The sequence below is a fragment of the Isoptericola sp. BMS4 genome (assembly GCF_011634835.1).
Taxonomy (GTDB): domain Bacteria; phylum Actinomycetota; class Actinomycetes; order Actinomycetales; family Cellulomonadaceae; genus Isoptericola.
The window spans coordinates 1,123,984-1,149,077 of sequence record NZ_SIRP01000001.1 but is presented as its reverse complement, the minus strand read 5'-3'; the positions used below and the strand labels follow the sequence as shown (position 1 = coordinate 1,149,077).

The 25,094-nt window shown below is 74.4% G+C and carries 24 protein-coding genes; 12 read left to right on the top strand and 12 right to left on the bottom strand.

Features of this window, described 5'->3' with window-relative positions; translation table 11 throughout:
• From EYB28_RS05050 to EYB28_RS05005, 10 genes are all read left to right on the top strand, one after another.
• The coding region (locus tag EYB28_RS05050) for a peptidase C14 (RefSeq protein ID WP_205710844.1) at positions 1-1,751 on the top strand (1,751 nt) is incomplete at its 5' end.
• Between the two features lie 226 nt (positions 1,752-1,977).
• Entirely contained in the window at positions 1,978-3,285 is a 1,308-nt protein-coding gene (locus tag EYB28_RS05045) for a Gfo/Idh/MocA family protein (RefSeq protein ID WP_205710843.1), read from the top strand.
• 77 nt (positions 3,286-3,362) lie between these two features.
• Positions 3,363-4,658, top strand: a complete 1,296-nt coding sequence (locus tag EYB28_RS05040) for a sugar ABC transporter substrate-binding protein (protein ID WP_166845376.1) — start codon at positions 3,363-3,365, stop codon at positions 4,656-4,658.
• 106 nt (positions 4,659-4,764) lie between these two features.
• Positions 4,765-5,712, top strand: a complete 948-nt coding sequence (locus EYB28_RS05035) for a carbohydrate ABC transporter permease (RefSeq protein ID WP_166845373.1) — start codon at positions 4,765-4,767, stop codon at positions 5,710-5,712.
• Between the two features lie 2 nt (positions 5,713-5,714).
• The gene (locus EYB28_RS05030) at positions 5,715-6,623 is read left to right on the top strand and encodes a carbohydrate ABC transporter permease (RefSeq protein ID WP_166845371.1); all 909 of its coding nucleotides are present in this window, start codon (positions 5,715-5,717) and stop codon (positions 6,621-6,623) included.
• A gap of 8 nt (positions 6,624-6,631) precedes the next feature.
• Positions 6,632-7,693, top strand: a complete 1,062-nt coding sequence (locus EYB28_RS05025) for an NAD(P)-dependent oxidoreductase (protein WP_166845369.1) — start codon at positions 6,632-6,634, stop codon at positions 7,691-7,693.
• Complete coding sequence (locus tag EYB28_RS05020; RefSeq protein WP_166845367.1) at positions 7,693-8,868, top strand: dihydrodipicolinate synthase family protein; 1,176 nt, start codon at positions 7,693-7,695, stop codon at positions 8,866-8,868. Before EYB28_RS05025 ends, EYB28_RS05020 begins: the two co-directional genes overlap by 1 nt.
• A complete protein-coding gene (locus EYB28_RS05015) occupies positions 8,865-9,899 on the top strand; it encodes a hydroxyacid dehydrogenase (protein WP_166845365.1) in 1,035 nt (344 codons plus the stop codon). The genes EYB28_RS05020 and EYB28_RS05015 overlap by 4 nt, the downstream gene beginning before the upstream one ends.
• A 48-nt stretch (positions 9,900-9,947) precedes the next feature.
• Positions 9,948-11,135, top strand: coding sequence for a hypothetical protein (locus tag EYB28_RS05010; protein WP_166845363.1), 1,188 nt, complete (start codon positions 9,948-9,950; stop codon positions 11,133-11,135).
• The gene (locus tag EYB28_RS05005; RefSeq protein ID WP_166845361.1) at positions 11,135-11,743 is read left to right on the top strand and encodes a phosphatase PAP2 family protein; all 609 of its coding nucleotides are present in this window, start codon (positions 11,135-11,137) and stop codon (positions 11,741-11,743) included. Before EYB28_RS05010 ends, EYB28_RS05005 begins: the two co-directional genes overlap by 1 nt.
• On the opposite strand, the gene EYB28_RS05000 is transcribed toward EYB28_RS05005, so the two are convergent.
• Positions 11,631-12,719 carry a proline racemase family protein gene (locus EYB28_RS05000; protein ID WP_166845359.1) on the bottom strand — a complete coding sequence of 363 codons (1,089 nt, stop codon included), beginning with the start codon at positions 12,717-12,719 and terminating at the stop codon, positions 11,631-11,633. The genes EYB28_RS05005 and EYB28_RS05000 overlap by 113 nt on opposite strands.
• The gene (locus EYB28_RS04995) at positions 12,706-13,818 is read right to left on the bottom strand and encodes an alcohol dehydrogenase family protein (protein WP_166845357.1); all 1,113 of its coding nucleotides are present in this window, start codon (positions 13,816-13,818) and stop codon (positions 12,706-12,708) included. Before EYB28_RS04995 ends, EYB28_RS05000 begins: the two co-directional genes overlap by 14 nt.
• Before the next feature lie 140 nt (positions 13,819-13,958).
• On the opposite strand from EYB28_RS04995, the gene EYB28_RS04990 reads away from it, so the two are divergent.
• On the top strand, positions 13,959-14,420 hold the full coding sequence (locus tag EYB28_RS04990) for a tRNA (cytidine(34)-2'-O)-methyltransferase (protein WP_205710990.1): 462 nt from the start codon (positions 13,959-13,961) through the stop codon (positions 14,418-14,420).
• Here the strand turns inward: EYB28_RS04990 and EYB28_RS04985 are convergent.
• The 3 genes from EYB28_RS04985 to EYB28_RS04975 form a co-directional block, all read right to left on the bottom strand.
• Positions 14,417-15,784, bottom strand: a complete 1,368-nt coding sequence (locus tag EYB28_RS04985) for a chloride channel protein (protein ID WP_166845355.1) — start codon at positions 15,782-15,784, stop codon at positions 14,417-14,419. The two genes, EYB28_RS04990 and EYB28_RS04985, sit on opposite strands and share 4 nt — an antisense overlap.
• Positions 15,785-15,923: 139 nt before the next feature.
• On the bottom strand, positions 15,924-16,622 hold the full coding sequence (locus EYB28_RS04980) for a ThuA domain-containing protein (RefSeq protein WP_166845353.1): 699 nt from the start codon (positions 16,620-16,622) through the stop codon (positions 15,924-15,926).
• 43 nt (positions 16,623-16,665) lie between these two features.
• Positions 16,666-17,154, bottom strand: a complete 489-nt coding sequence (locus EYB28_RS04975; RefSeq protein WP_166845352.1) for a MarR family winged helix-turn-helix transcriptional regulator — start codon at positions 17,152-17,154, stop codon at positions 16,666-16,668.
• 86 nt (positions 17,155-17,240) lie between these two features.
• Here EYB28_RS04975 and EYB28_RS04970 point away from each other — a divergent pair, with 86 nt between their 5' ends.
• Positions 17,241-17,582: a rhodanese-like domain-containing protein gene (locus EYB28_RS04970; RefSeq protein WP_166845351.1), complete on the top strand. Its 342-nt coding sequence runs from the start codon at positions 17,241-17,243 to the stop codon at positions 17,580-17,582.
• Positions 17,583-17,663: 81 nt separating this feature from the next.
• On the opposite strand, the gene EYB28_RS04965 is transcribed toward EYB28_RS04970, so the two are convergent.
• From EYB28_RS04965 to EYB28_RS04935, 7 genes are read right to left on the bottom strand one after another with little or no spacing between them, the layout of a single operon-like run.
• Positions 17,664-18,839 carry an acetyl-CoA C-acyltransferase gene (locus tag EYB28_RS04965; protein WP_166845350.1) on the bottom strand — a complete coding sequence of 392 codons (1,176 nt, stop codon included), beginning with the start codon at positions 18,837-18,839 and terminating at the stop codon, positions 17,664-17,666.
• A complete protein-coding gene (locus EYB28_RS04960; protein ID WP_166845349.1) occupies positions 18,836-19,498 on the bottom strand; it encodes a CoA transferase subunit B in 663 nt (220 codons plus the stop codon). The genes EYB28_RS04965 and EYB28_RS04960 overlap by 4 nt, the downstream gene beginning before the upstream one ends.
• Positions 19,495-20,223: a CoA transferase subunit A gene (locus tag EYB28_RS04955; RefSeq protein ID WP_166845348.1), complete on the bottom strand. Its 729-nt coding sequence runs from the start codon at positions 20,221-20,223 to the stop codon at positions 19,495-19,497. The genes EYB28_RS04960 and EYB28_RS04955 overlap by 4 nt, the downstream gene beginning before the upstream one ends.
• The gene (locus EYB28_RS04950; RefSeq protein WP_166845347.1) at positions 20,220-21,170 is read right to left on the bottom strand and encodes a CoA ester lyase; all 951 of its coding nucleotides are present in this window, start codon (positions 21,168-21,170) and stop codon (positions 20,220-20,222) included. The genes EYB28_RS04955 and EYB28_RS04950 overlap by 4 nt, the downstream gene beginning before the upstream one ends.
• Entirely contained in the window at positions 21,167-21,661 is a 495-nt protein-coding gene (locus EYB28_RS04945) for a MaoC family dehydratase (protein WP_166845346.1), read from the bottom strand. The genes EYB28_RS04950 and EYB28_RS04945 overlap by 4 nt, the downstream gene beginning before the upstream one ends.
• Positions 21,662-21,697: 36 nt before the next feature.
• Positions 21,698-22,885 (bottom strand): acyl-CoA dehydrogenase family protein, encoded by a 1,188-nt coding sequence (locus EYB28_RS04940; protein WP_166845345.1) that lies wholly within the window; start codon positions 22,883-22,885, stop codon positions 21,698-21,700.
• The gene (locus EYB28_RS04935; RefSeq protein ID WP_166851706.1) at positions 22,882-25,092 is read right to left on the bottom strand and encodes a biotin carboxylase N-terminal domain-containing protein; all 2,211 of its coding nucleotides are present in this window, start codon (positions 25,090-25,092) and stop codon (positions 22,882-22,884) included. The genes EYB28_RS04940 and EYB28_RS04935 overlap by 4 nt, the downstream gene beginning before the upstream one ends.
• Positions 25,093-25,094: the final 2 nt, after the last annotated feature.

The following is a 25,094-nucleotide window of genomic DNA, read 5'->3' as shown; positions in this document are numbered from 1 at the left end:
CCGCCGACGACGCCCTCGACGCCCTCGTGCGCGACCCGTCCGTCAGCCGCATCGAGGCGCACACGGACCTCAACTTCGTGCGCCGCCACCGGTTCACCCGCTCGCACCTGGAGCTCGACTTCGGCGGGCACACCATGACCACCGAGGGCATCGAGGACGCCGGCAAGGACGACCCGTTCGCCGCCGTCCTGTTCTTCCGCGGCGAGGTGACCGACGACGTGCGGACGAACACCCTCACGGCGCCGATGCCGGAGCTGCGGGACGACTACGAGGTGGCCGACTCGTCCCGGTTCGAGGTCGGGCAGTGGTACGCGCTCGAGGTCGACTCCCGGTCCGGCCGCTGGGAGAAGGAGGTCCAGCGCCTCGTCCAGGTGACGCAGATCGTCGACGGCACCCACGTGCGCGTCAACTACAAGGCGGGCTGGGAGCTGGAGGCGGGCCGCGAGCTGACGTGGACGCGCGTCGAGCCCGTCGAGCAGGTGCACGTGCGGAACCTGTCGTTCGCCGGCCGGCCCGACGGCGACCAGTACACCGGCTCCCACCCGATCGCGTACGAGTACGCCGTGCGCTGCGACGTCGAGAACGTGCACGGCGTCGCGACGTTCTGGCCGCTGGTCATGCGGCGCTGGAGCACGTACTTCCGCACGGCCGGCTGCTCGCTGGCGAACCCCGCGTCGGTCACCTGGGGCGGCGCCGGCTACCTGACCCAGCAGATCTACTGCAACTACGGGCACGTGGTCGACTGCCACACCGCGAACGCGCGCCACCTCAACGACTGGACGGCGTCGTCGTACGGGCTGGTGGAGAACTGCCACGGCGACGGCGACGACCAGGGCCCGTTCGTCACGCACGGCCAGTACGAGCACGACCTCACGTACGTGGGGAACTCGGGCCTCATGACGTTCGCGAACTCCGGCCCGGCGTGGGGCGGCGCCGCCAAGCGCATCACGGTGACCCGGCACGTGTGCTCGTGGTTCGTGGCCCGCGTCGGGGTCACCGACCTCACGCTCACCGACGTGCAGGTGATCCGCAAGGAGGGCTTGTCCGGGTCCGGGATGATGTGGGTCAACGCGGACGGCGTCCAGCTGCGCGGGTGCCAGGCCGACGACACGCTCATCGTCTCCCAGGCCTCGGACCGCTCCGCACGGCCGAACGTCATCGAGGGTTCGCACTTCGCGGTCCTGCCGGACTCCGCCGTCGTGCGGTCGAACGTGAGCCGCCCCGTCCACCTGGTGCGCACGTCCCTGAGCGGCCTGCGGAACGCGTCGTTCGCCGGCTCCGGCCCGGTGGTCCTGGAGGACTGCGAGCTCCGGGCGCCCGAGGGCGAGGGCAGGCTCACCGTGACGGGCGACCTCACGGTGCGGGGCGGGTCGCTGCGGAACGTGGGCGTCGTCGCGGCGGGGACGACCGACCAGACGGTGCGCGTCGGCGACGGCGCCCGGCTGGCCGGCACCCCGGCGGGCGGGGCGTTCCTCTCCCGCGACGCCGCCGACGCCGCCGTGACGTGGGCGCTCGACGGGCTCGCCGCCGCGGCGGGCGACGACACGGCGCACGCCGTCCTGACCGGGGGCGCGAACCGCTGGACGGCGGTCGGGTCCCGGTTCACCGGCGGGCGCCTGGAGCTCGCGCCCGACGCGTTCGGCGAGGGGTCGTCCCTCGTCCACACCGGCACGGTCGAGGAGGGCGTGGACCGCACGGCGTTCCCCGAGGACGGGCCTCGCGTGACGACGGCGGGCTCGCTCGCCCTCTGACCCTCGCCCCGCGCCCCGCGGGCGCCCGTCCCTCGCGGGGACGGGCGCCCGCGGGACGGCGGGCCGGGCCCCCGCCTGGCGCCCTGCGCGAGGTCACGAATCGATACCGGGCGGGACTCCGCCCGCCCAGGAGTTAACACCGGGCCCGGTCTGGCGTAACATCCCTATGGCAGAGTGCTATAGCAAATAGCAGATCGCACCCCATCGCAACGGAGCAAGGACGCACGTGACCCCCACCTCGCAGGTCGTGACAGTCGCCCTCGTCGGCGCCGGCAACCGCGGCCAGACCTACGCCCGCTGGATCGCGGCGCACCCCGACCGCGCGCGCCTCGTCGCCGTCGCCGACCCGCGCCCGCACCAGCGTTCCCTCGTCGCGGACCAGGCGCGCGAGTCGCGGGCCGCGGCCGGCGAGCACGAGCCACGGGTGCTCGAGGTCGAGACCTGGCGCGACCTCGTCGCCGCCGGCGACGACGCGGGCCGCGTCGCCGACATGGTGATCGTCGCGACGCAGGATCGCGAGCACCGCGACCCGGTGGTCGCCCTCGCCCCCCAGGGGTACGCCGTCCTCGTGGAGAAGCCGCTGGCGCCCAGCCCGCAGGAGTGCCGGGACGTCGTCGACGCGGTCGAGGCCGCCGGCACCCTGTTCGGCGTGTGCCACGTCATGCGGTACATGCCGTACACCGATCTCGTGAAGCGCGTCGTGGACTCCGGCGTACTGGGCGAGGTCGTCAACGTGCAGCACCTCGAGCCGGTCGGCTGGTGGCACGACGCGCACTCCTACGTGCGCGGACCGTGGCGCAGCGAGGCGACGTCGAGCCCGATGCTGCTCGCGAAGTCCAGCCACGACCTCGACTGGATCCGCTACGTCACCGGCAAGCGCATCACGAGCGTCGCGAGCTTCGGCTCCCTCAAGCACTTCCGGCCCGAGGAGCGCCCCGACGGCGCGGCCGACCGCTGCCTCGACTGCCCGCTCGAACCCACGTGCCCGTACTCCGCGCCGCGCCTCTACCTCACGACGCTGCGGGAGCAGGGCCCGATCTGGCCGGTCTCCGTCGTCACCGACGCGACCGACGAGGCAGGCGTGCTCGACGCCCTTCGCACCGGCGACTACGGGCGTTGCGTCTACACGTCCGACAACGACGTCGTCGACCACCAGGTCGTCGCGATGGAGCTCGAGGGCGGGTCCGCGGCCACGTTCACGATGACGGCGTTCAGCGAGCAGGACCACCGCAAGACCCAGATCTTCGGCACGCACGGCTGCCTCGACGGCGACGGCGAGAAGGTCCGCGTCACCGACTTCCGTGACGGCAGCGTCACCGTGCACGACGCCGGGCACCACGGCGCGACCAACGCCGCCGACGACCACGGCGGCGGGGACAGCGGCGTCATGGACGCCTTCGTGCGCGCCGTCGCCACCGGCGACCCGAGCCACGTGCGCTCCGGCGCCGTCGAGTCGCTCCAGTCCCACCTCGCCGTCTTCGCGGCCGAGGAGTCCCGCCACCACCGCTCCGTCGTCGAGGTCCCGGCCCGATGACGACCGACCCCGTACCCCAACCGGTCCCCCGGTCCCGACGCGCCGCCGCGGACGGGACACACCCGAAGGAGAAGCCGATGACACGCACGACACAGCGCAGGACCCCGAGCACGATCCGACGCGGCTGGACCGCCGCCCTCGCCGCCGGTTCGCTCGGCGCGCTCGCCGCCTGCGGCGGCGGCGCGGACACCGGCGGCGCCGCGCCCGAGCCCGAGGAGGGCGCCGCGTCCGGCTCCGTCACCATGTGGACGTACCCCGTCATCGCCGACGAGGCCGCCCACAAGGCGTTCTGGGACGACAAGATCGCCGAGTTCACCGCGGAGAACCCGGACGTCGACGTCACCGTCGAGATCTACCCCTGGTCCGGGCGCGACGAGACCCTCGCCACCGCGATCGCCGGCGGCAAGGCGCCCGACGTGGTCTACCTCATCCCCGACCAGCTGCCGAAGTACGCGAAGTCGCTCGCCGCGGTCGACAACTTCGTCGCCGACCAGTCCGCCGGGCTGCGCGAGAACGCCAAGGCGGCCGTGACCGTCGACGGCGACATGCTCGGCTCGCCACTCCTCATGAACGCCAAGCCGCTGGTCTGCAACGCCGAGGCCTTCGAGAAGATCGGCGAGTCGGGGAACTACCCCGCCACCTGGGACGACCTCATGGCGCTCGCCCCGAAGTTCCAGGACGCGGGCTACGACGTCACCAACTACTGGGGCGCCGTGGACGCGACGCTCAACGAGTCGTTCTACCCGCTGCTGTGGCAGGCCGGCGGCTCCGTCTTCAGCGAGGACGGCACCGCGGTCGCGTTCAACTCGGCCGAGGGCGTCGAGGCTCTCCAGTTCGCCACGGACCTCGCCCAGGGCGGGTACGTCGAGCAGGACCTGCTGACGACCATCCCGGCGTTCGAGCAGACCCACACCGCCCAGGGGAAGATCGCCTGCACCTGGCAGCAGGGCCCGGGGGACGTCGCGTCGTTCTGGGGCGAGGAGAACGTGGTCGTGCTGCCGCCGCTGAGCAAGGCCGAGTCGATCGGCTACGGCACCGTCGGCGGGTTGTCCCTGATGAACACCGCGGAGGACACCGACGCCGCCGGCAAGTGGCTCGCGTTCGCCACCAGCGACGCGGTCAGCGCCGAGTACGCGAAGGCCGCCGGTTGGTTCGGCCCCTACAGCGACCAGACCGGCCTGTACGAAGGCGACGAGCTCATGACCGCCCTCGAAGGCACGCTGGACGCCACCACCGCCGGCGACCTCAACGAGAAGTCCCGCGAGGTCATGGGCGTCCTCGCCCCGGAGATCCAGGCCGCGCTCATCGGCGAGAAGACCCCGGAGCAGGCGCTCGACGACGCCGCCGCCGCGGCCGAGCCCCTGCTCCGCTGACCGACCCCGCGCGGGCCCGCCGCGGACCGACGCACCGGGCGCGCGGCGCCGGGCGCCGGGGCACGACCCCGGCGCCCGGCGCCCGCGCCGCGAAGGAGAACCACCCATGACGACGACCACCCCGACCGCCCCGCGCGCCGGTGCGTCCGCCGGGGGCCGACCACCCGCCGGGCGGGCCGGCGTCCTGCGCCGCACCATGGCCCGCCGCGAGGCCCGCATCGGCCTGCTGTTCGCGCTGCCGGCCTTCCTGCTCTTCCTGACGTTCCGCTTCGGGCCGGCGATCGCCGGCGTCGGGCTGAGCTTCTTCGACTACACGATCGGCGCCGGCGCCGAGTGGACCGGCCTGGACAACTTCCGCCGCCTGGTCGTCGACCCGGTGTTCTGGTCCGCGCTGCGCGTCACGATCGTGCTGAGCATCCTCATCGTCCCCGTCCAGCTCGCGATCTCGACGCTCATGGCGCTGCTGGTGCGCCGGGCGTTCCGGGGCTCGCGCTTCTTCCGCTCCGTGTTCTTCCTGCCGGTCGTGACCAGCCTGGTCCTCGCCGCGACCATCTTCACCTGGGTGTTCTCCACCGGGGGGCCGTGGTCGACGCTCATGGGCCTGCTCGGGCTGCCCACGGGCTCGTGGCTCGGCTCGACGGTGCTGGTGCTGCCCGCGCTGGCGCTCGTGGCGATCTGGTCCCGCTTCGGCTATGGGATGCTCATCCTCCTGGCCCGTATGCAGGACCTGCCGCGCGAGCTGGAGGAGGCCGCGGCCATCGACGGCGCGAACGGCTGGCAGCGGTTCCGGCACATCATCGTCCCGCAGCTGCGCCCGACCCTGTTCTTCCTCGCCGTCATCGAGACGACGGCGTCCTTCCAGATCTTCGACCTCGTCTACATGATGACCGGCGGCGGCCCCGCCCGGGCGAGCTACAACCTCGTCTACGAGATCTACAACCAGGGCTTCAAGTACTTCGACCTCGGCTACGCCAGCGCCCTCGGTGTCGTCCTGTTCGTCCTCACCCTCGTCGTCGCGCTGGTGCAGCGATCCGTCATCGGGAAGGAGAAGTGACCATGACGACCCAGGTCACCACGCCGCCGCCCGCGGCGACCCCGCCCCCCACGGCCACGCCCGCCCGGGGCCGCCGGCCCCGCCGCTCCGGCATGGAGCCGAGCCTCGGGGGGAAGATCGCGCGCTACGTCGTGCTGGCGCTCGCCGCCGTCGTGACGATCTTCCCGTTCTACGCGATGGTCGTGCTGTCGCTGAAGCCGGCCGCGGCGATCGAGTTCCCGGCCTCGCTGCTGCCGACGAACCTCGGCACGGGCGCCTACGAGCGGGTGCTGTCCGCCGGCGGGATCGGCACGTGGTTCGTCAACACGCTCATCTACTCCGCCGTCTCCGTCGTGGCGGTGCTGGGCCTGTCCGCGATGGCGGGCTACGCCTTCGCGAAGAAGCGGTTCCCGGGTCGGGAGACGATGTTCTGGTCGTTCCTCGCGATGGTCATGGTGCCGTACCACGTGACCCTCATCCCGACGTTCATCCTCATCGCGCAGGCGGGGGGCCTCGACACCTACTGGGGCCTCATCCTGCCCACCCTGGCGAACGCGCAGGCCGTCTTCCTCATGCGGCAGTTCATCATGGACCTGCCCGACGAGCTGTTCGAGGCCGCGAAGCTCGACGGCGCCTCGGAGTGGCGCATCTTCTGCTCGATCGTGCTGCCGCTGTGCAAGCCGATCCTCGCCACGCTCGGCACGTTCGTCTTCCTGTGGCACTGGAACGACTTCCTGTGGCCCCTCATCATCGGCCAGGGCACCGAGCACTGGACCCTCACCGTCGGCATCTCCTCGCTCCAGCAGCAGGACGTGCCGCTCAACATGATCCTCGCCGGCGCGACCATCTCGTTCGTGCCGATCTTCGCCGCCTACCTCGTGGCCCAGCGCTACTTCCAGGAGGGCGTCACGATGTCCGGAATCAAGGGATGACCGCACGCATGACCACCACTCTCACGCCCTCCGCCCGCCGCGCCGCCCCGGCGTCCGTGGCCGAGCTGGAGGACCTGCTCACCACCCCGTCGCCCGCCCTCGTCGAGGACATGGCCGCCCGCTCGGGCGACCTCGTGATCCTCGGCGCGGGGGGCAAGATGGGGCCGAGCCTCACCGTGCTGGCCCGCCGCGCGCTCGACGCGGCCGGCCGCACCGGCGACGCCGTGCACGCCGTCTCACGCTGGTCCGACGCCACCCAGGCCGACGCCCTGCGCGACGTCGGGGTCGACGTCGTCGCCGCGGATCTCATGGGCCCGGACGCCGACCTGTCCACCCTGCCCGACGCGGCCGACGTCGTGTACATGGTCGGCGCCAAGTTCGGCACGACGTCGTCGCCGTCCCTGGCCTGGGCGGCGAACGCCGCGCTGGTGCACGACGTGACCCGCCGCTACTCGGGCGCCACCATCGCGGCCTTCTCCACCGGCAACGTGTACCCGCTGGTGCCCGTGTCCTCCGGGGGCTGCGCGGAGGACCACCCCGTCGGGCCGGTCGGCGAGTACGCGATGAGCTGCCTGGGCCGCGAGCGGCTGTTCGAGCACGCGGCGCTGACCCGCGGCACGAAGGTCGCCACCGTCCGGCTGAACTACGCCGTCGACCTGCGCTACGGGGTGCTGTACGACGTCGCGTCGCCGATCCTCGCGGGCGAGCCCGTCGACGTCACGACCGGGCACGTCAACGTCGTGTGGCAGGGGTACGCCAACGAGGTGGCTCTGCGCGCGCTCGGCCACGCGTCGGCCCCGGCGACCGCGATCAACCTCACCGGGCCGGAGACGGCGTCCGTGCGGCGGATCGCGACGCAGCTCGGCGCCGCCCTCGGCCGGGACGTGGCGTTCACGGGCACCGAGTCGCCGACCGCGCTGCTCAACGACGCGAGCCGCTGCCACGAGCTCTTCGGCTACCCCCGGGTGCCGCTGCGGACGCTCGTCGAGTGGCAGGCCGCCTGGCTGGCCGCCGGGCTGCCGACGTCCGGCAAGCCGACCAAGTTCGCCGTCCGCGACGGGAGGTTCTGATGCCCGCTCCCGCGACCGTGCCCCGCCTCGCCGACGACGTCGCCGCGCTCCTGCGCCGCGGCACCGTCATCCCCGCGCAGCCGCTCGCCCTGGACGCCGTCCGGCGCCTGGACGAGCGCCGCCAGCGCGCGCTGACCCGGTACTACCACGCGGCCGGCGCCGGCGGCGTGGCCGTCGGCGTGCACACGACGCAGTTCGAGATCCGCGAGCACGGGCTGCTGCGCCCGGTGCTGGAGCTCGCCGCGGAGGTCTCCCGCGACACGGTCGCGGGGCGGGCGCCGGCCGGGTCCGTGACGACGGGCCCGCGCCCGCTCGTCCAGGTCGCGGGCGCCGCCGGCGACGCGCGCCAGGCGGTGGCGGAGGCGGAGCTCGCCGCGGAGCTCGGCTACGACGCGGTGCTGCTCGCGCCCCGCGTGCCCGGGCTGACGGGAACGCGTGCAGAGGTCGAGCGGGTCCTGCTCGACCGCGCGCGGGCCGTCGGCGAGGTGCTCCCGGTCATCGGCTTCTACCTCCAGGAGTCGATCGGCGGCCCCCGGCTGTCGGTGGACTTCTGGCGCGAGTACGCCGCGATCGAGTCCGTCGTCGCGATCAAGGCCGCGCCGTTCCACCGCTACCGGACCATCGACGTGCTGCGGGGCGTCGCGGAGTCCGGGCGCGGCGACGACATCGCGCTGTACACGGGCAACGACGACGCGATCGTCGCCGACCTCGTCTCTCGCCTCGACGTCCCGGTCCGGGCGGCGGACGGCGGGACGCGGACGTTCCGCGCGCGGTTTGTCGGCGGGCTGCTCGGTCAGTGGGCCGTGTGGACCGCCGGGGCCGTCGAGACCCTGCGGCTCGCGCACGCCGCCCACGGCGACCCCCTCCCCGGCGCCGACGCGCCGACCGTGCCCGACCCCGCCGCGCTCGCGACCCTCGTCGGGCGGCAGACGGCGCTCACGGACGCGAACGCGGCCGTCTTCGACGCCGCGCACGACTTCGCGGGCGTCATCGCCGGCGTCCACGAGGTGCTGCGCCGCCAGGGCCTGCTGGAGGGCACCTGGTGCCTCGACCCCGCCGAGGGGCTGTCCCCCGGCCAGGCGGACGAGCTCACCCGGGTGACCGAGGCGTACCCGTGGCTCGGCGCCGCGGACGACGCGCTGATCGCCGAGCACCGGGACGCGTGGCTGGCATGACCGACCTGACGCCGCCCGCCCGGCCCGCCGCCGTCGTCGGGGTCGCGCCGTGGCTGCGGGATCAGCTCTTCGCGCCCGAGACCTGGGCGGCGCTGGGCGACGCCGCCGAGACCGTCCTCGTGGACGAGCCCGGCGGGCTGGCCGCGGCCCTGGACGCCCTCGACTCCGCCCTGGCCGCCCGGGTCGAGGTGCTCGTCATCTCCTGGGGCACCCCGCGCCTCGACGCCGCCCTCCTCGACCGGCTGCCCGCGCTGCGCCTCCTCGCGCACACGGGTGCGTCGGTGAAGCCGTTCGTCAGCCCCGAGCTGTTCGACCGCGGCGTCCGGGTCACGCAGGCGGGGCAGGGCATGGCCCGCCCCGTCGCGGAGGTGTCCGTGACGTTCGCGCTCGCCCTGCTGCACCGGATCCCGCGCTTCCACAACGCGCTGCACGACGGCGCCGCCTGGGCCGAGGCCGAGGACGCCGGTCCGCAGCACGAGATCGCCGGCACCCGCGTCGGCGTGATCGGGGCGTCGCGCACCGGGCGCGCGGCGATCGCCATGCTCCAGGCGCTGGGCGCCGAGGTCGTGGTGGCCGACCCGACCCTCACCGCGGCCGATGCGGACGCCCTGGGCGTCGCGCTGCTGCCGCTCGACGACCTGCTGGCCACGAGCCGCGTCACCATGATCCACGCGCCGACCCTGCCCGAGACCCATCACCTGGTCGGGGCGCGCGAGCTCGCGCTGATGCCCGACGGCTCGGGGCTGGTCAACACCGCCCGGTCCTGGCTCGTGGACGAGGGCGCGCTCGTGCGCGAGCTGGCGACGGGTCGCCTCGACGCCGCCCTCGACGTGTACGACGACGAGCCGCTGCCCGCGGACCACCCGCTGCGGCGCCTGCCGAACGTGCTGCTCACCCCGCACCACGCGGCGGCGACCGTCCAGGGCCGGCTGCGCCAGGGCGCCGTCGTCGCCGGCGAGGTCCGCCGGTTCCTCGCCGACGGGACGCTCGAGCACGAGGTGCGGCGCGAGTCGCTCGACACGATCGCATGAGCGGGGCAAACGTCTGGGGGACGGGCCGGGGCCAGGGAGAATGAGCCCGTGATCCGTTGCCTCTTCGCCCTCGCGCTCGGCGGCCTCGCCGGCTCGATCCTCGGGCAGTACCTCTCCGACGACCCGTTCTTCCAGACCGTGCTGCCCGTCTGCGTCGCCCTGTCGTGCATCGGGTTCACGCTGATCCTGATCGTCAAGGCGATGTCCGCGTCGGGCGCCGTCGACCCGCGCGCCGTGCAGGCCGCGAAGGACGCGGGCCGCACCGCCCTGGCGCGCGTCGTCCGGATCGCCGCGACCGGGTCCAGCATCAACGACCAGCCGGTGTGCGACATCGAGCTGCTGGTGACGCCCCGGTCGGGTCACGGGCCGTACCGCACCACGATCCGCCGGCTCGTCAACCAGGCGCGGCTGCCGTCCATGCAGCCCGGCGCGGTGCTCGTCGTGACGCAGCTCGATCCCGAGCGCCCGGAGGTCGTGGTGGACGACGCGCCGGACCCGGACTGGATCCGCCGCGCCGAGACCGACACCCAGGTGCGGAACCTGAGCACGGCCGACGTGTGGGAGGCGCCCCGCGGCCGCGCCCCGGGCAGGTTGCGGCGCATCCCCGGCGTCGTCTACCCCGTACTGTTCGCCGCCGGCGCGGTGGGCATCCTGTACCCCGTGTGGGACGTGGCGGGCCAGCTGCTGGAGGGCAAGACGCCCACCGAGATCCGCGCCGAGGCCGAGGCGGCCGCGGCCGTCGAGGCGTCGATGTTCACACCCGGCAACCTGCCTGCGGCGATCGACGCCGTCACCGCGCTGTCCGGGACCGAGGTGACCGAGGTGGGCGTGTACGAGGACTTCGTGCTCGTCACCGCGCCCACGTCACCCGGCGTCACGACCACCGACGAGTGGCAGTTCCGCGACGGCGAGGCGACGCACGAGGGCGCGTCGTCGATCCAGCCGCAGCCGGAGGACGTGCCGCGGGAGCTCTTCGACGTCGACGCGATCGACTGGGCTGCGCTGCCCCCGCTGCACGACGACGCCGAGCGGCTCCTCGGGATCGACGAGGAGGAGTCGCGGTCCCTGCGCGTGGCGCGAGAGGTCTGGTCAGACGAGAAGCCCACGGCCCCGCTGACCTCCGTGTCTCTCTCCGACGACTACTACTCCGGCTGGGTCGAGTACGGGCCCGACGGATCGGTGCGCGACATGTCCGGCGGTGCGCCCGGCTCCGAGGCTGCCGAAGCGAGCGAGTAGTGGACGGAGCGGACATCGACCCCGGGATCGCCGAGCTGGTGGCGCGGTGGCGCGCGGCCACGCCGTGGCTGCACGACGTCGTCCTGTGGCTGACGGACGCGGGCTGGCTGCTGCTCGTCGTGGCGCTGCTGACGGCGCCGTTCGTGGCGACCGACCGCGCGCGCCGGGTGCGGGCGTGGGTCGCCCTGCTCGCGGTCCCGCTGGTCTGGCTGGCGAACTCGCTGCTCAAGCACGTGCTTGCGGAGCCACGCCCCTGCGTGGCGCTGCCCCACCTCGACGCACTGTCCTGCCCGACCAGCTTCGCGTTCCCCTCCGGGCACACGACGGTGGTCGCGGCGGCCGCCGCGACGCTGTGGGTGACGTCGCGGCGGTGCGTCGCGGTGGCCGGGACCGTCGTCGCCGTCCTCGTGGCGGTGTCGCGCGTCTACCTGGGCGCGCACTACCTGCACGACGTCGTGGCCGCGGCGGTGCTGGCGTCCGGGCTGGCCCTGCTCCTCACGCTGGGCGGGGCGCGGCTGCTGGCTCGGTCGCCCGGTCCGGCTCCGGGCGCACCAGCACGTGCTCCAGGTCCGACGCGTCCACCAGGGGGTCGTCCAGGTCCACCGTGATCTGCGAGTGGGCCATGAGCCGCGCCGACCCGGTGATGGTCGAGTGCAGCGCCCGGTAGGAGCCCACCTGGGCGTCGTCCAGCACGGTGCCGACGAAGCGGCTGCCGCGGGGGGAGATCGTCTCCAGCGAGTCGCCCTGGCGGATCTCCCCGCGCCGGACCATCAGGGCCAGCCGGGCCGAGGTTCCCGTCCCGGTGGGGCTGCGGCAGATCACGCCCGGGTGGACGTACGTGGCGGACGGCGACTCCAGGTGGCCCGGCCCCACGCCGCGGACCGGTCCCATGAAGTGCGCGAACGGCAGCGGTCCGACGTCACCCAGCTCGGGGTGCTCCTGCAGCAGGCCCGGCCGGGCGGCGCGGACGAACGCGTCGCCGAACGCCGTCAGGGCGATCTGCTCGGTGGCGTTGATCGTGAAGCCGTAGGCGGCGGCGTCGATCATCGCGTAGTACGCGCCGCTCCAGACCAGGTCGAACCGCACCTCCCCGTAGTGGGGCACGTCGACGCTCAGCCCCTCCTCGGCCACGTAGGCGGGCTCGCCCTGCGTGGTGATCGAGGCGACCCGCCCGTCGGCGATCCGGGCCGTGATGCGGGCGAGCCCGGCGGGCGACTCCAGCACCACGCTCTGCAGCCCGTCGTCCTCGCGCATCGGGATCGCCCCGCTGGACAGCAGCGCGGTGGCCGTGCAGATGGTGTTGGATCCCGAGTACAGCGGGTAGCCCATCGCCTCCATGATGATGTAGCCGGCCTGGGCCTCGGGGTGGCTCGGCTCGACGACGAGGTCGACGGACATCGCCGGGTCGCCGTACGGCTCCGACAGCAGCAGGCGCCGCAACCCGTCGCCCTCGCGCTCCAGGTAGCGCGCCTTCTCCAGGACGGTCGCGCCCGGGATGAGCTCGACGCCCTCGGTGACGATGCGGCTGACGTCGCCCCCGGACTGCGTGTCGATGAGGTGCAGGGTGCGCTCACGGTGCGACATGCGGTGCTCCCACGGTGTCCCAGTGCCGGTCGGGGACCACGACCAGCTTGCCGATGTAGGTCTTGCTCATGAAGGTGCGCTGCGCCTCGTGGAAGTCGGACAGCCGGAACGTGCGGTCCAGCAGCGGCTTGATCTCGCCGTCGGAGATGTAGCGCACCAACCGGCGGAAGGCCGTCCGGGTGCCCTGGGAGGACCCGTGCAGCTCGAGCTGCTTGAGGTACATGGTGCGCAGGTCGAGGTCCACCACCGGCCCGCCGATGGCGCCCGCCGTGCTGTAGCGGCCCTCGGGGCGCAGGATGCGCAGCAGGTCGTTGAACATCGGCCCGGCGACGAGGTCCGCGACCACGTCCACCGGCCCGTCGACGACGCGCTCCACCTCGGCGACCAGGTCGTCGACGTCGCGTCGGATCGTGTCCTCGGCGCCGATCTCGCGCAGCGCCTCCTCCTTGCCCGCGCTGGTGACGGCGTACGGGATCGCGCCACGCACCCGGGCGAGCTGCACGATCGCCGAGCCCACACCGCCCGACGCACCCGTCACGAGGACGCGTTCGCCCTCGGCCAGCCGTGACCGGTCGAGCATCTGCTCGGCCGTCAGGTAGGCGCAGCAGAACGTCGCCAGCTCGGCGTCCGTGATGTCGGCCGTGATCTCGTAGGCGTTCTCCGCCGGCACGGCCACGTACTCCGCGTACCCGCCGTCGCGCCCGTGCCCGATGTAGTCGATGTCGGCGAGGGAGTCGTCGCCCTCGGGCCGGTTGTAGATCGAGAAGTCGACCATGACACGCTCGCCGACACGCTCGGCCGGGACGCCCTCGCCGACGGCGACGACCACCCCGACGGTGTCCGTGCCCTGGATGCGGGGGAACTCGAGGGTGGACCGGCCCCGCCGCCACGTGGAGACCTCCTGCGCGTCGGTCTCGCTGCCGTACGCGCCCTCGCGGACCCACACGTCGGTGTTGTTCATCCCGCAGGCATGGACGTCGATCAGCACCTCGCCCGCCGCGGGCGCGGGCGTCGGCACGTCGTCGCGATACACCAGCTGGTCGAGGCCGCCGTGCCCGACGAGCTGCACGGCCTTCATCCGCTCAGGTATGGGTTCCATCCACCGAGGCTAGGGGCGGCCGCCTCGGAACGCCCGACGAACCCGCGCACGCCGGTGGGAGAATCGTCGGCGTGCCTCAGCCGACCCAGCCCGGAGCCGGGACGACCGCCCCCACGACGCCGTCGTCCCCGTTCGCCCACGTGATCTACTTCGAGCCGCGCATCCCCGGCAACACCGGTTCCGCGATCCGGCTCGCCGCCGTCACCGGCGCCCGGCTCCACCTCGTGGAGCCGCTCGGGTTCGACCTGTCCGAGGCGAAGCTCAGGCGTGCGGGGCTGGACTACCACGACCTCGCGGTGATGGACGTGCATCCCTCGTTCGACGCCGCCCTCGACGCCCTGCCGGACGCGCGGGTCTTCGCGTTCACGGCGCACACGACGACGTCGTACACGGACGTCGCCTACACCTCGGGCGACGTCCTGCTCTTCGGCCCCGAGCCGACAGGGCTGCCGGAGGAGGTGATGCGCCACCCGCGCGTCACCGACCGGGTCCGGATCCCGATGCTGGCGGGCCGGCGCTCGCTCAACCTCACCAACGCCGCGTCGATCGTCGTCTACGAGGCGTGGCGGCAGTCGGGGTTCGCCGGCGCCGCGACGTCCTAGACGGAGCCGGCACGCCCCTCGGCGGCCGGTGCCTCGTCGCCCTCCCCGGCCGGGCCGGTGACGCTCTCCGACCGCCGCCGGTCCAGCGCGACCACCGTGACGAGTCCCGCCACGGCGCCCAGGAGCGCCGGCGTGGTGACGGCGAGCCCGGCGGAGCCGGTGAGGGCCACGGCGAGCAGCGCGGCGGTGAAGGGCAGGCGGAGCACCGCGGCGGTCGCGGCCGCCATGGCCGCCGCCGCCAGGGCGGGCATCGCGGCGCCGTCCACGACCTGTGACGCCGCGACCGCGACCCCGAGGCCGACCGTCACGGCGGGGAAGACCGGGCCGCCGCGGAACGCTCCGACGCACAGCGCGTAGGCCGCCGTCTTCGCCAGGACGGCGACGACCACCAGGGACAGCGACGTCTCCGTGAAGAGCGTCGGGATGGCGTCCTGCCCGGAGAAGAGGACGAGGTCGTAGGGGACGCCGGCGAGCCACTGGGCGCCCACCGTGACTCCCGCGGTCCCCAGGGCCGCGACGACCAGCGGGAGGACCGCCGGGCGGCCGGACCCCCAGGCGACCAGCCGCCGCCCGACCGTGAGCACGCCCTGCATGAGCAGGGCGACCACGACGCCGAGGGCGAGCGCCAGCCCGAGATCCTCCGCGCGGATGTCCGTGTAGGCGGGGAGGTCGGGCACGGTGATCGCGACCGTGCCGAGACCCGGCCAGTCGGCGATCCCCACCTGCACCACGTACGCGAGCCCGAGCGTGACGGCGACGGGCGCGAGCGCCACCGGCCGCACGCCGGCACGGCGCGAGACCAGGCCGGCCTCGGCCATGAGCAGCGCGAGGACCAGGGGGTTGCCGAGGATGGCGGAGAACGCGGCGAGGCCGCCGCTGAGCATGAGCACCGAGCGCTCCGCCTCGCGCGCCCCGCCGGACCGCGGACCGCCCCAGGACGCCACGTACCCGAGCGCGGTGCCGACGGCGAGGGCCACGGCGCAGGGGCCCAGGACGGCGCCGAACGCGATCGTCGCGAGGCCGGCCCCCAGCACGGAGAACACCTCGCGCAGCCCCACCGAGAAGTTGAACCCGTCCACCGCCGGCGGCCCGCCACCGCCGGGCAGCCGCATGAACAGCGCGCACAGCCCGGCACCGACGAGCAGGAGCACGGGCACCCACCACGCGGGGGCGGTGTCGTACCCCATCCAGGACGGCACGGTCGTCCACAGCGCGTTCTGCGTGTTGGTGGTCAGCCGCACGAAGCCCGTGGCGGCGAGGGCGGCGGCCGGCCCGAGCACGGCCGCGCGCACCAGCAGGAGCAGCAGGGTCCGCCCCGGTCGTGCCGGCCCACCGGCGGCGTCGGCCCCCGCGAGGGACGCCATCGCCTCATCGTCGGAGGCCCCGCGGGGCCCGGCAAGCCCGGCGGGCCCTGTCGCCGGGTGATTCCGGCACGGATCCGGGATCGTCGTGCAGGCGCCCGAGGGGCAGCACCCGCTGCCGACGGAGCAGCAGCGGGCCGGCTCAGCCCAGCAGCCAGGTCGCCGCCCGCAGCAGCAGGTCGGCGTGCGCCGGCGAGTCGTAGCTGCGGGCGTCGTGGCCGAGCGCGCTGTACACGGTGCGCCCGCCGTGCCGCTCCGTGACCCACAGGGCGGGCTGACGCTCGCCGTCGTCGTCGGTGAGCCAGCCCAGCACCTGCGACGTCGGGGCGACCCGCAGCCCGCAGTAGCGTTCGTCGAGCACGTCGACGGCGCCGGGCGCACCGGCGACCATCGGGTGCCCGCCCGAGGCGAGCGCCAGGCGCGCCTCGCCGAAGGGCGGGTGGTACGACGTGCCCGGCACCCACCGGCCGCCGAGCACCTCCTCCCACTCGGGGCGGTCGCCGAAGGTGTTCGCCGACTGGTGCACGGCCAGGATGCGGCCGTCGTCCCGCGCCCAGGCGTCCAGGGTGGCGTGGAACGGCTCCCAGGCGTCGTCGTCGGGCCCGATGCCGGCCTCGCGGAACCCGGGCCACGGCGTGCCGGCGTTGACGACGAGGAGGTCGACGTCGTCCAGGTCACCCAGCGCGTCGGGGAACGTGGAGCGCACGACGACGTCGGACGGCCTCCCGTCGACCTCCAGTCCGGCGAGCAGCAGCGCGAGCCGGTGGCTGGTGGCGGCGTGGTCGTGCCAGGGGTCTTCGTGCCGGCCGCGGCCGGTGAGGATCAGGATGCGCGTCGTCACGGGACACCATCATGCCGTGTCGCCGAGCACGACATGGAGGCCCTTACCCGCTCGGGTGGCGACCCCCAGGTTGTGCTCGGCGGGAGGAGTCGTGCGCCTCTCGCACGTGCCCCAGCCCGTCCCGGATGGCGCGCAGCTGCTCCCCGGTCAGGTGGCGCCCGAACTCGGCCTCGATCGCCGCGAGGTAGGTCGGCGCGACGCGGCGTTGCCGGTTCGCGCCCTCCGGCGTGAGGACGGCGTAGGAGACGCGCCGGTCGTGCGGGTCGGGCTCCTTGGCGACCAGCCCGGCTCGCGCCATGTCGTCGACGACGCGGCTGACCCGGGTCCGGCTCAGGACGACCCTCTCGCCGAGGTCCTGCATGCGCAGGCGGCGCCCGGGCGCGGCGCGCAGCTCGAGCAGGACGTCGTACCAGGACAGCGGGAGCCCGCTCGCGCGCTCCACGACGGCGGCCACCCGGGGCACCACGACGGCGTAGGTGCGCAGGATCTCTCCCCAGGCGTCCGCCCCGAGCCGCTTCTCGCCCTCGCTCACGACGCACAGCCTACTTGCGGACCCGGCAGGCAGGGTCCACACTTATGTGCGTGCGCACGCAATTTCCATCGACCCAGGAGAGTCTCATGACCAGCACGTCCGTCGAGTTCCAGGTCCTGTCCACCGAGGAGACCGCCGCACGCATCGCGACCGGTCACCCGATCGTCGTCGAGGCGCTCGGACCGGAGTACTACCGCGCCGAGCGCCTGCCCGGCGCGATCAACATCCCGCACACCGAGGTGGACCGGCTCGCGCCCGAGGTCCTGCCGGACAAGGAGGCGGAGATCATCGTCTACTGCGCCAGCGGCCCGTGCCAGAACTCCGCCGTCGCCGCCCGCCGCCTCGTCGAGCTCGGCTACCGGAACGTCTTCGACTTCGCCGGCGGCAAGGAGGACTGGATGGCCTCGGGGCGCCCGCTCGTGTCCTGACCGCCACGAGGAGCGGCGCGGTCGGCGCGGGCCGGTCGGCACGCCACCGTGCCGGCCGGCCCGCGCCGGCCGCGCCGTCCCTCACGCCTCCAGCAGCACCGCCGAGCCCTGGCCACCGCCGCCGCAGAGCGCCGCCGCCCCGACGGCACCGGAGCCGAGGGCGGCCAGCCGCCGGGCCAGGTGACCGACCACCCGGGCGCCGGAGGCGCCGATCGGGTGCCCGAGCGCGATGGCGCCGCCGTTCGTGTTCACCAGGTCCGGTTCGAGGCCCAGCCGGTCCACGGACGCGAGGACGACGACGGCGAACGCCTCGTTGATCTCCACCGCCGCCAGGTCGCCGGCGTCGAGGCCGGCTCGCCCGCAGGCCGTCGCGATCGCGTTCGCGGGCTGGTGGTGCAGCCCGACGTCGGGGCCCGCCACCAGGGCGTGCGAGCGCAGGCGCGGCCCCGTCACGCCGCGGGCGGCGGCGACGTCGTCGCTCATCAGCACCAGGGCCGCCGCGCCGTCGGAGATCTGGGACGCGTTGCCCGCCGTGATCGTGCCGTCGGGCGCGAACGCCGGGCGCAGCCGGCCCAACCCGTCGACGGTCGAGTCCGCGCGCACGCCGTCGTCGGCGTCCACGACGACGGTCCCCCGCCTGCCCGACACCTCGTACGGCGCGATCTCCTCCTTGAGCAGGGGCGCGGCCGCCGCGGCCCGCTCGTGCGACGCGACGGCGAACGCGTCCTGCGCCTCCCGCGTGGCCCACGCCGCGCCGCCGAACGGCTCGCCGTGCCGCTCCGTGCTCAGGCCCATCGAGTCCCGCTCGAACGCGTCGGTCAGCCCGTCGTGCGCCATCGTGTCGAGCAGCTCGACCGGGCCGAACTTCTTCCCCGACCGCGACCCGACCCACGCGTGCGGGGCGAGCGTCATCGACTCCATCCCGAGTGCGACGACGACGTCCGCCTCCCCCGCCGTGATGACGCGGTGCGCCTGCACCACGGCCTCCGCGCCGGACAGGCACACGGCGTTGAGGGTCACGGCCGGCACCGTCATGGGCACGCCGGCCCCGACGGCGGCCTGCCGCGCCGGGTTCTGGCCGGCGCCGCCCTGCAGCACCTGGCCGCCGAGGGTGAGCTCCACCTCGGCGGGCTCCACGCCCGCGTCCGCGAGCGCCGCCGCCACGGCGTGCGCCCCCAGCGCCGTCGCCGGCACGGACGCGAACGCCCCGTTGGCCTTGACGAAGGGGGTTCGCCGGTACCCCGCGACGGTCGTCATGACGCCACCTCCTCGCTGCTGTCCTCGAGGTCGACGACGAGGTCCGCGTCCGTGGCCTCGCGCACCTCCTCCACGCTCACGCCGGGAGCGACGCGGCGCAGCACCAGCCCGTCCGTCCCGACGTCGAGCACCGCCCGGTCGGTGATGATCCGGTTCACCACGCCCTCGCCGGTGAGCGGCAGCGTGCAGGCGCGGCGCAGCTTGGGTGAGCCGTCGCGTGCCACGTGGTCCATGAGGACGACGATCCGCCGCGCCCCGACGACGAGGTCCATCGCCCCACCCATGCCCTTGACGAGCTTGCCGGGCACGGTCCAGCTCGCGAGGTCGCCGGTGGCAGAGACCTCCAGCGCGCCGAGGATCGCGAGGTCGATGTGCCCGCCGCGGATCATCGCGAACGACTCCGCGCCGTCGAAGAAGCTCGCGCCCGGCATCGCCGTCACGGTCTGCTTGCCGGCGTTGATGAGGTCGGCGTCCTCCTCGCCGTCGTACGGGAACGGCCCGATGCCGAGCAGCCCGTTCTCGCTCTGCAGCGTGATCCGCACCCCGGGTGGGACGTGGTTGGCGACCAGGGTGGGGATGCCGATGCCCAGGTTGACGTAGTCGCCGTCGTGCAGCTCGCCGGCAGCCATGGCCGCCATCTCGTCGCGTGTCCAGGTCATGACGCACCTCCCGCCGGTGCGGGGGCCTCGGCCCGCTCGCGCACCGTCCGCTTCTCGATGTCCTTGACGCGCTCGCGCGCCGCCACCAGCCGGTGGGTGTAGATGCCGGGGGTGACGACGACGTCGGGGTCGATCGGCTCGTCGGTGATCTGCTCGGCCTCGACGACGGTCACGCGCCCGGCCGTGGCGATCACGGGGTTGAAGTTGCGGGCCGTGTACCGGTAGACGAGGTTGCCGTACCGGTCGGCGCGGCGGGCGTGCACCAGCGACAGGTCCGCCACGACGGCCCGTTCGAGCACGTACCGGCGGCCGTCGAACTCCTCGACGGGCTTGCCCTCGGCCACGGGTGTGCCTACGCCGGTGGGTGTGTAGAACGCGGGGATGCCGGCGCCCCCGGCGCGCAGGCGCTCGCCGAGCGTGCCCTGCGGCACGAACTCGACCTCGAGCTCGCCGTCGAGGTACCGCTGCGCGAACAGCTTGTTCTCCCCCACGTACGAGGCCAGCACGCGCCGCACCTGGTCGTTCTCCAGCAGGATGCCGAGGCCCTTGCCGTCGACGCCCATGTTGTTGGACACCACGGTCAGGTCCTTCACGCCGGAGTCCCGGACCGCCTCGATGAGGTCGTTCGGGTTGCCGCACAGCCCGAACCCGCCCACGGCGAGCGTCATGCCGTCGTGCAGCAGCCCGTCCAGGGCGTCTCGTGCGTGGCGATACTCCACCGTCATGGTCGTTCCCCGTCCCTCTCGACAGTACGCCCGGCGGGCACCCCGCCGGGCCGTGCGTGCGTGTGCTCGCCGAGGCTCTCACCCGCACGCCGCAGCACGGCCTCGGCGTGCCGGAGCGCGGGCGCGTCCACCATCTGCCCGCCCACCGTCAGCACGCCCGGGTCGGCGCCGGGCGTGCCGTCCTCGGCCTCCGTGAGCGCCGCCGTCCGCCCGGCCGCCGCGGCGAGCACCTCGCGGGCGCGCTCCACCTCCGCCTGCGACGGCGCGTAGGCGGCGCGCAGCACGGGCACGTGGGACGGGTGGACGCACATCGTGGCGGCGAAGCCGCACGCCGCGGCGTCCAGGGCCTCGTCGCGCAGGCCGTCCAGGTCGTCCAGGTCCAGGTGGACGGCGTCGATCGCGGCCTTGCCGGACGCGGCGGCGGCGAGCAGCACCGCCGAGCGGGCGTGCCGCGCGACGTCCCTGTACAGGCCGTCGGCCCCCCGGCTGGAGGTGCCGCCGAGCGAGGCGACCAGGTCCTCCGCGCCCCACGCCAGCGCGACGACGTCGGGGCGGGCGGCGAGCGCCGGGGCGGCGAGCACCCCGGCGGCCGTCTCGCACAGGGCGACGACGGCGTACGGGGCGCCGTCGGGCGCGAGCAGCGGGCCGACGAAGTGCCCGTCCGCCTTGGGCAGCATCACCGTGCGGTAGGTGGTGCGGGCGAGCGCCGCGAGGTCGGCGTCGTGGTCGGGCGTGCCGACGGCGTTGACCCGCACCACCACGCGGGCCGGGTCGAGCGCCGTGCCGACCAGCGCCGCGCGGGCGGCCTCCTTGCGCCCGACCGCGACGGCGTCCTCGAGGTCGAGGATCACCGCGTCGGCGCGGTCCAGCGCCTTCGCGTAGCGGTCGGGGCGGTCGGCGGGGCAGAACAGCAGCGCTGGGCCGAGCGTGAAGGGCGCCGGGCTCACGTCGTCCCTCCCTCCTGCTGTGCGTGGCCCTCGCGGGTCCACATCAGCACCGTGCGGGTGGCGCGCGCCACGACGTCGCCGTCCTGGTTGTGCCCGGTGTGCTCCAGGGTGACGACGCCGGTGCCGGGCCGCGACGCGGACAGCCGCCGGCCGGCGACCGTCGTCGAGCCGTACAACGTGTCGCCGTGGAACATCGGGTGCGGGAACGCGACCTCCGTGAAGCCGAGGTTGGCGACGATCGTGCCGCGCGTCAGGTGCGCCACCGACAGCCCCACCAGCGTGGCGAGCGTGAGCATCGAGTTCACCAGCGGCTTGCCGAACGGCTGGGTGGCGGCCCACGCGGCGTCCAGGTGCAACGCCTGCGGGTTCATCGTCACGGACGTGAACAGCACGTCGTCGGCCTCGGTCATGGTGCGCCCCGGCCGGTGCACGTACCGCACGTCCGGCTCGAGGTCGTCGTAGTACAGCCCCTGCTGCACCTCCTCACGCATGGTGCTCCCCCTCCGTCCCGCCGGGCGCTGCCCGGGTCATGACGCCAGCCCCAGGTCGCGGGCGATGACCATGAGCTGCACCTCGGTGGTGCCCTCGCCCACCTCCAGCACCTTGGAGTCGCGGTAGTGCCGGGCCACCGGGTTCTCGTTGAGGAAGCCGTACCCGCCGAAGATCTGCGACGCGTCGCGCGCGTTCGCCATCGCGGCCTCCGACCCGACGAGCTTCGCGACCGACGCCTCGGCCTTGAACGACATGCCGCGGGTCTGCTTGAGCGCGGCGTCGAGCCAGCACAGGCGCGCCGAGTGCACTCGCGCCTGCATGCGCGCCAGGGTGAACGCGACGTGCTGGTGGCCGCCGATGGAGTGCCCGAAGACGTGCCGCTCGCGCGAGTACCGCAGCGCCTCCTCCAGGCAGCCCTGGGCGGCGCCGGTCGCCAGGGCCGCGAACGCGATCCGGCCCTCGTCCAGCGCGTGCAGGAAGTTCGCGAACCCGCGCCCGCGCCGACCGAGCAGGTTCGACTCCGGTACGCGCACCCCCTCCAGGGTCAGCGGGTGCGTGTCGGAGGTGTGCCAGCCGACCTTGTCGTAGCTCGGCCCGACCGTCAGGCCGGGCGTCCCCGCGGGGACGAGGAAGGACGAGAGCTCCTTGTGCACGGTGCCGTCCGCCTCGACGCGCTCGGCCGTCACCGCGGTGACGGTGACGACGCTCGTGATCGGCGTGCCGGAGTTGGTGATGAACTGCTTCGACCCGTCGATCACCCACTCGCCGGCCCCCTCGTCGAGACGGGCCGTCGTCCGCGTCGCGGCGGCGTCGGACCCGGCGCCCGCCTCGGTCAGGCCGAACGCGGCCAGGGCCCGCCCGGTCACGAGGTCGGGCAGCCACCGCTCCTTCTGCTCCTGGGTGCCGTGGCGGAAGATCGGCATGATGCCGAGGCCGACGCCGGCCTCCAGCGTGACGGCGATGGACTGGTCCACGCGGGCCAGCGCCTCGACGGCGAGGCACAGCGAGACGTAGTCCTTGCCCTGGCCGCCGACGTCGGTGGGGAACGGCAGCCCGAACAGTCCCGTCTCGCCCATCTGGGCGATGATCTCGACGGGAAGCCGCCGCTCGGTGTCGTACCGGTAGGCCGCCGGGGCGACCACCTCGTCGGCGAACTCGCGCACCGTCGCGCTGAGCTTGCGCTGCTCGTCGGTGAGCACGGTCGAGTGGGTCTCGCTGATCATGTCGCTCCTCGGGTGGCGGGGTCGGCACTGGGGTGCGCTCCCGCGGCGGCGGGGTGTGCCGCGGCGGGCGCGGAGGACTCGGGCGCGGGGTGTGCCGCGTCCGAGCCGTCGGAGGTGTCAGGGGCGTCGGAGGTGTCGGCCGGCTCGACGACGGCGACCACCTGGTCGCGCCGCACCTGGTCGCCGGGGCGCACGGAGTGGTGGACGACGCCGTCCGCTGGGGCGACCAGGGCGTGCTCCATCTTCATGGCCTCGACCACGACGACGGTCTGCCCGGCCGTGACGGCGTCGCCGTCGGCGGCGGGCACGGCGGTGACGGTGCCGGGCATGTCGACGCGCACCTGCGTGCTGGCCGGCCCGGCGCCGGACGACCCGGCGGCGTCGCGCCGCTCGGCCGCGCGCGCCGCCCGGTCGAGCACCGTGAACGACGCCGTCCGCCCGTCGACGTGCACCCACACCTGCGTGGTGGGTACGGAGGTACCCACCACGACGCGGGTGGTGGCGTCGAGGGTGAGGGACCAGCGGTGGTCGCCCGGGGCGGGGCGCACGGCGGCGCGCACCGGGTCGCCCTCGTCCACCGTCACCTCGGCGCCGTCGGGCCGGCCGCGGACGACGACGTCGTGCTCGGTGCCGTCGGCGTCCCGCAGCACGACGGTCCGCGCGGCGGCGGGCGCGTTGAGCCGCCAGCCGTCGGGCGCCCACGGCCCGCGACCGCCGTCGTCGGACCCGGCGAGCGCGAGCAGCGCCGCCGCCACGACCGCCGAGTTGTCAGGCTCAGCGCGAGGCATACGTCGCGCAGAGCCTGACAACTCGGGGGCGGAGGCCAGGTGGCGTTCGATGAGCCCGGTGTCGAGGCGCCCGGCACGCACGTCGGGGTCGGCGAGCAGGTCGCGCAGGAACCCGGCGTTGGTCTCCACGCCGAGCACGACGACGTCGCCGAGCAGCCCGTCGAGGCGGGCGAGCGCCTGCTCGCGGTCCGCGCCGTGCGCCACGGCCTTGGCGAGCATCGGGTCGTAGTCCCCCGTCACCTCGGACCCGGCGTCGACGCCGCTGTCGAGGCGCAGCGGCGCGGCCCCCGGTCCGGCGCCCGCACCGGCGTCGTCGTAGACGGCGACCCGCCCGGTGGCGGGCAGGAACCCCCGCGCGGGCGACTCGGCGTACAGGCGGGCCTCGATCGCGTGCCCGGTCAGGCGGACGTCGTCCTGGGCGAACCACAACGGCTCGCCCGCCGCGACGCGCAGCTGGGCCTCCACCAGGTCGACGCCGGTGACGAGCTCCGTGACCGGGTGCTCCACCTGCAGGCGCGTGTTCATCTCGATGAACGCGAACGAGGCCGGGTCGTCGGCCGGGACGAGGAACTCCACGGTGCCGGCCCCCACGTACCCGACGGCGCGCGCCACCTGGCACGCGGCGTCGCCCATGCGGGCGCGGGTGGCGTCGTCGAGCGCGGGCGACGGCGCCTCCTCGACGACCTTCTGGTGGCGGCGCTGCAGCGTGCACTCACGCTCGCCCAGGTGCACGACGGTGCCGTGGGCGTCCGCGAGCACCTGCACCTCGACGTGCCGGGGGCGGTCGACGAGCCGTTCGAGCAGCAGGCCGTCGTCGCCGAACGACGACGCCGCGACCCGCCGCGCCGAGGCGAGGGCGTCGGGCAGCTCGGCAGCCGACCGCACCACGACCATCCCCTTGCCCCCGCCGCCCGCGACGGGCTTGACCAGCAGCGGGAGCCCGACGTCCTCGGCGGCGGCCAGGAGCGCGGCGTCGTCGAGGCCGTCGTCGCCTCCCTCTTGCATGGTGCCCGCGAGCACGGGCACGCCGTGGTCGGCGACGAGCCGCTTGGCCGCCGCCTTGTCGGCCATGGCCGTCATCGCCGCGGCGGGCGGCCCGACGAACGCGATCCCGGCCCGCTCGCACGCGCGGACCAGGGCGGGGTTCTCGGACAGGAAGCCGTACCCGGGGTGGATCGCCTCGGCGCCCGTGGCGACGGCGGCCGCGACGACGGCCTCGACGTCGAGGTAGCTGCGCACCGCGAGGGCCGGCCCGATCCGGACGGCGACGTCGGCCTCGCGCACGTGGCGGGCGTCGGCGTCCGCGTCGGAGTGCACGGCCACGGACCGGACGCCGAGGCGCCGCAGCGTGCCGATGACGCGGCAGGCGATCTCGCCGCGGTTGGCGACCAGGACGGAGCTGAACGGGGTCGACACCACGG

Coding starts and splice junctions, on each gene's coding strand:
- EYB28_RS05040 (WP_166845376.1), top strand. CDS start 3,363: ATGACACGCACGACACAGCGCAGGACCCCGAGCACGATCCGACGCGGC.
- EYB28_RS05035 (WP_166845373.1), top strand. CDS start 4,765: ATGACGACGACCACCCCGACCGCCCCGCGCGCCGGTGCGTCCGCCGGG.
- EYB28_RS05030 (WP_166845371.1), top strand. CDS start 5,715: ATGACGACCCAGGTCACCACGCCGCCGCCCGCGGCGACCCCGCCCCCC.
- EYB28_RS05025 (WP_166845369.1), top strand. CDS start 6,632: ATGACCACCACTCTCACGCCCTCCGCCCGCCGCGCCGCCCCGGCGTCC.
- EYB28_RS05020 (WP_166845367.1), top strand. CDS start 7,693: ATGCCCGCTCCCGCGACCGTGCCCCGCCTCGCCGACGACGTCGCCGCG.
- EYB28_RS05015 (WP_166845365.1), top strand. CDS start 8,865: ATGACCGACCTGACGCCGCCCGCCCGGCCCGCCGCCGTCGTCGGGGTC.
- EYB28_RS05000 (WP_166845359.1), bottom strand. CDS start 12,719: ATGTCGCACCGTGAGCGCACCCTGCACCTCATCGACACGCAGTCCGGG.
- EYB28_RS04995 (WP_166845357.1), bottom strand. CDS start 13,818: ATGGAACCCATACCTGAGCGGATGAAGGCCGTGCAGCTCGTCGGGCAC.
- EYB28_RS04985 (WP_166845355.1), bottom strand. CDS start 15,784: ATGGCGTCCCTCGCGGGGGCCGACGCCGCCGGTGGGCCGGCACGACCG.
- EYB28_RS04970 (WP_166845351.1), top strand. CDS start 17,241: ATGACCAGCACGTCCGTCGAGTTCCAGGTCCTGTCCACCGAGGAGACC.
- EYB28_RS04965 (WP_166845350.1), bottom strand. CDS start 18,839: ATGACGACCGTCGCGGGGTACCGGCGAACCCCCTTCGTCAAGGCCAAC.
- EYB28_RS04960 (WP_166845349.1), bottom strand. CDS start 19,498: ATGACCTGGACACGCGACGAGATGGCGGCCATGGCTGCCGGCGAGCTG.
- EYB28_RS04955 (WP_166845348.1), bottom strand. CDS start 20,223: ATGACGGTGGAGTATCGCCACGCACGAGACGCCCTGGACGGGCTGCTG.
- EYB28_RS04945 (WP_166845346.1), bottom strand. CDS start 21,661: ATGCGTGAGGAGGTGCAGCAGGGGCTGTACTACGACGACCTCGAGCCG.
- EYB28_RS04940 (WP_166845345.1), bottom strand. CDS start 22,885: ATGATCAGCGAGACCCACTCGACCGTGCTCACCGACGAGCAGCGCAAG.